We start from the raw sequence: 6,442 nt of genomic DNA on the forward strand, positions 1-6,442 counted from the left end.
GGAATCCCTCAGGCGTCGTCGGCCAGATCGTGGACGACGTCGTCGGCTGGCGTGAGCTCGGGGGGCAGTGCGGGCACGCCCAGCGAAATCACCCCCTCGTCATCCACCCGGGTGGGGTAGCGCGGCGTACAGCCGACGTCGGGCTTGACCGCCTCGCCGCTGGCAAGCTCGATCACCCAGCCGTGTAGCGGGCAGGTGACCCGCTGGCCGTGGACGATGCCCTGCGACAGCGGCCCTTCTTTGTGCGGGCACTGATCGCGCACGGCGAAGATCGCATCCCCGTGGGCGCGGAAGATCGCGATACGCACGCCCTGGTGCTGGACTACCCGCGAGCCCAGCGGCGGGATGTCGGAGACCGGGCCGATCCGGTACCAGGTGAGATCGTTGGCGTTCGACTGGCTCATGAAAGCACCATCATCGGTTCGTATTCGTGGTCGTCCTCGGCGGCGACCTGGTCGGCCCAGGGGTCGCGCTGCGCGAACCGCTGGGAGTTGGCGAAACGTTCGGAGAGCGTTTCGCGCCCGGAGGGGTCCTCGAGCAGGCGACGCTTGACGTAGGACAGGCCGACCCGCTCGATCCAGGGCGCGGTCCGTTCGAGGTAGCGCGCCTCTTCGCGGTAGAGCTGGATGAAGGCGGTGGTGAAGTCGATCACCTCGGCCTCGGTGTCGACCTTGCAGAGGAACTCGGTGGGCCGCACCTTCATGCCGCCGTTGCCGCCGACGTGCAGCTCGTAGCCGGAATCGACGCAGACCACGCCGAAGTCCTTGATGGTCGCCTCGGCGCAGTTGCGCGGGCAGCCGGAGACCGCGATCTTGAACTTGTGCGGCATCCACGAGCCCCAGGTGATCTTCTCGAGCTGGATGCCCAGCCCGGTCGAGTCCTGGGTGCCGAAGCGGCACCACTCGCGGCCGACGCAGGTCTTCACCGTCCGCAAGGACTTGCCGTAGGCGTGTCCGGAGACGAAGCCGGCGTCGTTGAGGTCCTTCCACATGGCCGGGAGCTGCTCTTTTTGCACCCCGAGCAGGTCGATGCGCTGCCCGCCGGTGATCTTGACCGTCGGTACCTCGAAGCGCTCGGCGACCTCGGCGATGCTCTTGAGCTGGTTGGGCGTGGTGACCCCGCCCCAGATGCGCGGGATGACCGAGTAGGTGCCGTCCTTCTGGATGTTGGCGTGGACGCGTTCGTTGATGAAGCGCGACTGCGGGTCGTCCTGGTAGGTATCCGGCCAGGCGCAGAGCAGGTAGTAGTTGAGCGCCGGGCGGCATTTCGCGCAGCCGTTATCGGTGCGCCAGTCGAGCGCCGCGAACACCGCCGGGATATCGTGGAGCTCTTGGCGGTAGATCGCCTCGCGCACCTCGTCGTGGCTGTGATCGGTGCATTCGCAGACCGGCTTTTTCGACGGCGCGGCGGAGTAGTCGCCGCCCAAGGTCGAGGCCATCAGGTCCTCGACCATGCCGGTGCACGACCCGCAGGAGGCGGACGCCTTGGTGTGAGCGCGCACCTCGTCGAGCGTGAAGATCTTGTTCTCGTTGATCGCCCGGACGATGTCGCCCTTGCACACGCCGTTGCAGCCGCAAATCTCGGCGTCATCGGGCAGGCTCGCGATGCGCGCGGTCGCGCCGTGGCCCGAGTCCCCGACGTGGGCCTGGCCGAACAGCAGGTGCTCGCGCATGTCGGAGATGTTCGTGCCTTCGCGCATCAACTGGAAGTACCAGGAGCCGTCGAGCGTGTCGCCGTAGAGGACCGCGCCCTCGACCCGGTCGTCGCGCAGGACGAGCTTCTTGTAGACGCCGCGGGCCGCGTCGGCGAAAACCATCTCCTCCTCGGTCTCGTCGTCGCCCGCCGCGATCTTGCCGGCGGAGTAGACGTCCACGCCGGTGACCTTGAGCTTGGTCGAGACCATCGAGCCGCCGTACTTGGCGATGCCGTAGTGCGCCAGGTGGTTGGCACAGACCTTGGCCTGCTCGAACAGCGGCGCGACCAGCCCGTAGGTGTCGCCGCGATGCTGGGCGCATTCGCCCACCGCGTAGATCTTCGGGTCGTAGGTCAGCAGGGTGTCGTCGACGACGATGCCGCGCTCGCAGTAAAGCTTGCTCGCCTCGGCGACGTCGATGTTGGGCCGGATGCCGGTGGCCATCACGACCAGGTCGGCCGGCAACCGCTCGCCGTCGTCGAGTTCCACGCCCGTGACCCGACCGTCGCCCTCGATCCGGCGGGTGTTGGCATTGACGCGCACGTCGATGCCGCGCTCGCAAAGGGTGCGCTCCAGCATGCGGCCGGCGGCCGTGTCGAGTTGCTGGTCCATGATGTGGCCGTTGCGATGCAGCACGGTGACGTGCATGCCGTGGGCGGCGAGCCCCGCGGCGGCTTCCAGCCCGAGCAGGCCACCGCCGATCACCACGGCGCGACGGTCATCGCCGTCTGATGCCTCGACCATCGTCTCGACGTCGGCGACGGTGCGAAAGCCGAGCACGCCGTCCTGGTCGGCGCCGGGAATGGGCGGGATGAACGGTCGCGAGCCGGTGGCGATCAGCACTCGGTCGTAGGGCAGGCGGTCACCATCCTGGGTGAGCACCTCGCGGCGAAGCCGGTCGATGCGCTCGACGCGTTCGCCCTTGCGCAGGGTGATGTCGCGCTCGGCGTACCAGTCCTCGTCGTTGAGCATGATCTCGGGCAGGGTCTGCTCGCCGGAGAGCATTGGCGAGAGCATGATCCGGTTGTAGTTGCCGTAGGGCTCGTCGCCGAACACGGTGATCTCGTACATGTCCGGGGCCAGCTTGAGGAGTTCCTCGAGCGTGCGCATCCCGGCCATGCCGTTGCCGATCAGCACCAGGCGCGGTTTGGTCTCGGGGGTCGATGGAACGGAACGAGTCATGGCGTCGGCTCCCGTTGGATGTTGAAGGGAAAATGGAACGATTCGAGGGGCGGGTTCACGCGGTCGTCTCCCGCGCCTTGCGGCCCGCCTCGCCGGTCGCGGCGCGGGCCGGTTCCGGCGCGGCCGGTGGCGTTTGATTCGTCTCGGGGCGCGCGGTGGCCGGGGCACTTTCGACCTTCTTCTGTTTCTCGTAGAGGAAGGTCAGCACCTCGTGGCGGTAGTGGTTGTAGGCCGGGTCGTCGGCCAGGGCGAGGCGATCGCGCGGACGCGGCAGGTCGACCGAGAGGATCTCGCCGACCGTCGCCGCCGGGCCGTTGGTCATCATCACGATGCGATCGGAGAGCAGGACCGCCTCGTCGACGTCGTGGGTGATCATGATCACGGTGTTGCCGAGATCGGCCTGGATATCCATCAGCGAGTCCTGCAGATGGGCGCGGGTCAGGGCGTCGAGCGCGCCGAACGGCTCGTCCATCAGCAGCACCTTCGGCTGCATCGCCAGTGCCCGGGCAATCCCGACGCGCTGCTTCATGCCGCCGGAAATCTCGTCGGGGCGCTTGTGCGCCGCGTGTTCCATGTGCACCAGGGCGAGGTTGTGGTCGATCCACTCGCGCATCTCCCTGCGGTTCTTGGTCTTGCGAAAGACCCGCTTCACGGCCAGTTCGACGTTCTGGTAGACCGTCAGCCAGGGCAGCAGCGAGTGGTTCTGGAACACCACCGCGCGTTCGGGACCCGGCTGGTCGACCTCGCGGCCGTCGAGGATCACGCCGCCGCGGGTGGCCTGGTGCAGGCCGGCGACGATGTTCATCACCGTCGACTTGCCGCAACCGGAATGGCCGATCAGCGAGACGAATTCGCCGCGGTCGACGCGCAGATTGATGTCGTCGAGGGCCTTGAACGGCCCCTTGGGCGTCGGGAATTCGATGTCGACGCCGCTCAGTTCAAGATGGGATTCGCTCATGGGGAAATTTCCTTAACGCAGTACGGCGGACTTGTCCCAGGACACGACGCGCTGGAGCGCGAGCATGCCGCGGTCGAGGAGAAAGCCGATGAAACCGATCGCCAGCACGGCGACCATGATCCGGGCGAGCGAGTTGGACGATCCGTTCTGGAACTCGTCCCAGACGAACTTGCCGAGACCCGGGCTCTGGGCGAGCATTTCAGCGGCGATCAGCACCATCCAGGCAATGCCCAGCGACAGGCGCAGCCCGGTGAAGATCATCGGGATCGACGAGGGCAGGACGATCTTGATCACGTGGGTCACCCAGCCCAGGCGCAGGACCTTCGAGACGTTGAGCAGGTCGCTGCTGACGGTGTTCACGCCCACGGCGGTGTTGATCATCGTCGGCCACAGGCTGCAGAGCACCACGGTGATCATCGAGACCAGGAACGACTTGTCGAACATCGGCTCGTCGGTGACGTAGACCGCGCTGACCACGATGGTGACCAGCGGCAACCAGGCCAGCGGCGAGACCGGCTTTAGTATCTGGATGATCGGATTGAACGCCGAGTAGAGCTTGTTGCTCAGGCCGATCACGATGCCCACCGGGATGGCGATCACCGAGGCGATCAGAAAGCCCGACAGGACGGTGATCAGACTGGTGATGATCTGGTCGAAGAACGTCGGCTTGCCGGGGTAGTCGTGGATGCGCGGTTCGTAATCCGGGTCGTCGGCCAGCCGTTCGGCGATGCGTTGCTCCTGGCGCTCGTAGAACGCCTCGGCCTTGTCGCGCTCGGCGACGTGCGAGGCATAGAGCGCCTCGGCCTGGTGCAAGACCTGTGTCGGGCCGGGGAACTGGCCCAACGAGGTCTCGATCTTGGCGGCCGCGCCGGCCCAGATCATCAGGAAGACCACCAGGCCGATCAGCGGCAGGCCAAAGGTGCGGAACAGGATGTCGACCTGCTCGCGGCGGTTCTCGCCGCGGACCAGGTTGACGACGGGGGCGATGGCGCCGGGTGTCTTGAGGGACAGATTCATGGAGTCACTCCGGGGGCGGTTGGCCGGGTCGATCAGACCTGATCGTCAGCCTTGAGACCGATGGGGAACTGTTCGAGGTAGGCGTTCGGCTTGCGGCCGTCGTAGGTCACCCCGTCGATGAATTCGTCCTGCGGCGGGCGAAAGCCGGTCTCGCTCCCGAAGTCGGGGAAGTCCTCAGCGCTCATCGCGCCGTCGGCGATCAGTTCCTTAGCCGCCTGGGCGTAGATGTCCGGGCGGTAGACCCGCTTGGCGGTCTCCCGGTACCAGTCGTCGGATTTGTGCTCGGCGATCTGCCCCCAGCGACGCATCTGGGTCAGGTACCAGATGGCATCCGAGTAGTAGGGGTAGGTGGCGTTGTATCGGAAGAAGACGTTGAAGTCCGGTACCGGCCGCTCGTCACCCTTCTCGTACTCGAAGGTGCCGGTCATGGAGTTGGCGATCACCTCCTCGTCGGCGCCGACGTAGTTCGGCTTGGCGAGGATCTTGACCGCCTCGGGCCGATTGGCGTTGTTGTCCTCGTCGAGCCACTTGGCCGCACGGATCAATGCCTTGACCAGGCGCACGGTGGTGTTTGGGTATTTTTCGGCGAACTCGCGGGTGATGCCGAAGACCTTTTCCGGGTTGTTCTTCCAGATCTCGTAATCGGTGATCACCGGCACGCCGATGTCCTTGAACACCGCCTGCTGGTTCCAGGGCTCGCCAACGCAGTAGCCGTCGATGGTGCCGGCCTCCAGGGTGGCCGGCATCTGCGGGGGCGGGGTGACCGAGAGCTGGGCGTCGGCGTCGATGAGCCCAGAGGTATCGCCGTTGCGCGGGTCGTAGTAGCCCGGGTGGATGCCGCCCGACGCCAGCCAGTAGCGCAGCTCGTAGTTGTGGGTCGAGACGGGGAAGACCATGCCCATCTTGAACGGCTTGCCGGCCGCGTTGCGCGCGTCGACCACCGGCTTCAAGTAATCGGCCTTGATCGGGTGGACCGGTTTGCCGTTGTCACGCTTGGGCAGATCGGGACGCATCTGCTCCCAGACCTCGTTGGAAAGCGTGATGCCGTTGCCGTTGAGGTCCATGGAAAACGGCGTGATGATCTCGGCCTTGGTGCCGTAGCCGATGGTGGCGGCAAGCGGCTGGCCGGCGAGCATGTGGGCGCCGTCGAGCTGGCCGGTGATCACGCCGTCGAGCAGCACCTTCCAGTTGGCCTGTGCCTCGAGCGTCACGTACAGCCCCTCGTCCTCGAAATAGCCCTTCTCGTAGGCGATGGCGAGCGGCGCCATGTCGGTCAGCTTGATAAAGCCAAAGGTCAACGCTTCCTTCTCGGGGTAGCCGACCTCGGCATGGGCGGGCAGAGCGGCCAGCCCGCTACCGGCCAGCGCGATGCCGGCCAGACCGGTCGCGGTGTGCTTGAGAAAGCGGCGTCGTGAGGAATTGTTGGTGGTCATGAAACGGTCTCCCGTTGAAAAGGCGTGGACATATCTATGGCCTGCTCCCCGATCGCAAGCCCCCGGTGGGGTGGTGGATAATCAGGTTGCGTCAATCTATTCGGCCTCCTCGTGGAGCGGTTCAGTGCTCCGGGCCTCGATGGAGAAATCCGCGCCTGT

The 6,442-nt window shown here is 65.9% G+C and carries 5 protein-coding genes; all 5 read right to left on the bottom strand.

Annotation, left to right across the window (positions count from 1 at the left end; genetic code table 11):
* Positions 1 to 8: 8 nt before the first annotated feature.
* From nirD to FAZ79_RS08970, 5 genes are read right to left on the bottom strand one after another with little or no spacing between them, the layout of a single operon-like run.
* Complete coding sequence (nirD, locus tag FAZ79_RS08950; protein ID WP_136867626.1) at positions 9 to 404, bottom strand: nitrite reductase small subunit NirD; 396 nt, start codon at positions 402 to 404, stop codon at positions 9 to 11.
* Positions 401 to 2,875, bottom strand: a complete 2,475-nt coding sequence (gene nirB, locus FAZ79_RS08955) for a nitrite reductase large subunit NirB (RefSeq protein ID WP_136867627.1) — start codon at positions 2,873 to 2,875, stop codon at positions 401 to 403. The genes nirD and nirB overlap by 4 nt, the downstream gene beginning before the upstream one ends.
* 55 nt (positions 2,876 to 2,930) lie before the next feature.
* Positions 2,931 to 3,833: an ABC transporter ATP-binding protein gene (locus FAZ79_RS08960; protein WP_136867628.1), complete on the bottom strand. Its 903-nt coding sequence runs from the start codon at positions 3,831 to 3,833 to the stop codon at positions 2,931 to 2,933.
* 12 nt (positions 3,834 to 3,845) lie between these two features.
* A complete protein-coding gene (locus FAZ79_RS08965; protein ID WP_136867629.1) occupies positions 3,846 to 4,850 on the bottom strand; it encodes an ABC transporter permease in 1,005 nt (334 codons plus the stop codon).
* 32 nt (positions 4,851 to 4,882) lie between these two features.
* Positions 4,883 to 6,283 carry an ABC transporter substrate-binding protein gene (locus tag FAZ79_RS08970; RefSeq protein ID WP_136867630.1) on the bottom strand — a complete coding sequence of 467 codons (1,401 nt, stop codon included), beginning with the start codon at positions 6,281 to 6,283 and terminating at the stop codon, positions 4,883 to 4,885.
* Positions 6,284 to 6,442 lie beyond the last annotated feature (159 nt).

Source organism: Guyparkeria sp. SB14A (assembly GCF_005096345.1).
Taxonomy (GTDB): domain Bacteria; phylum Pseudomonadota; class Gammaproteobacteria; order Halothiobacillales; family Halothiobacillaceae; genus Guyparkeria; species Guyparkeria hydrothermalis.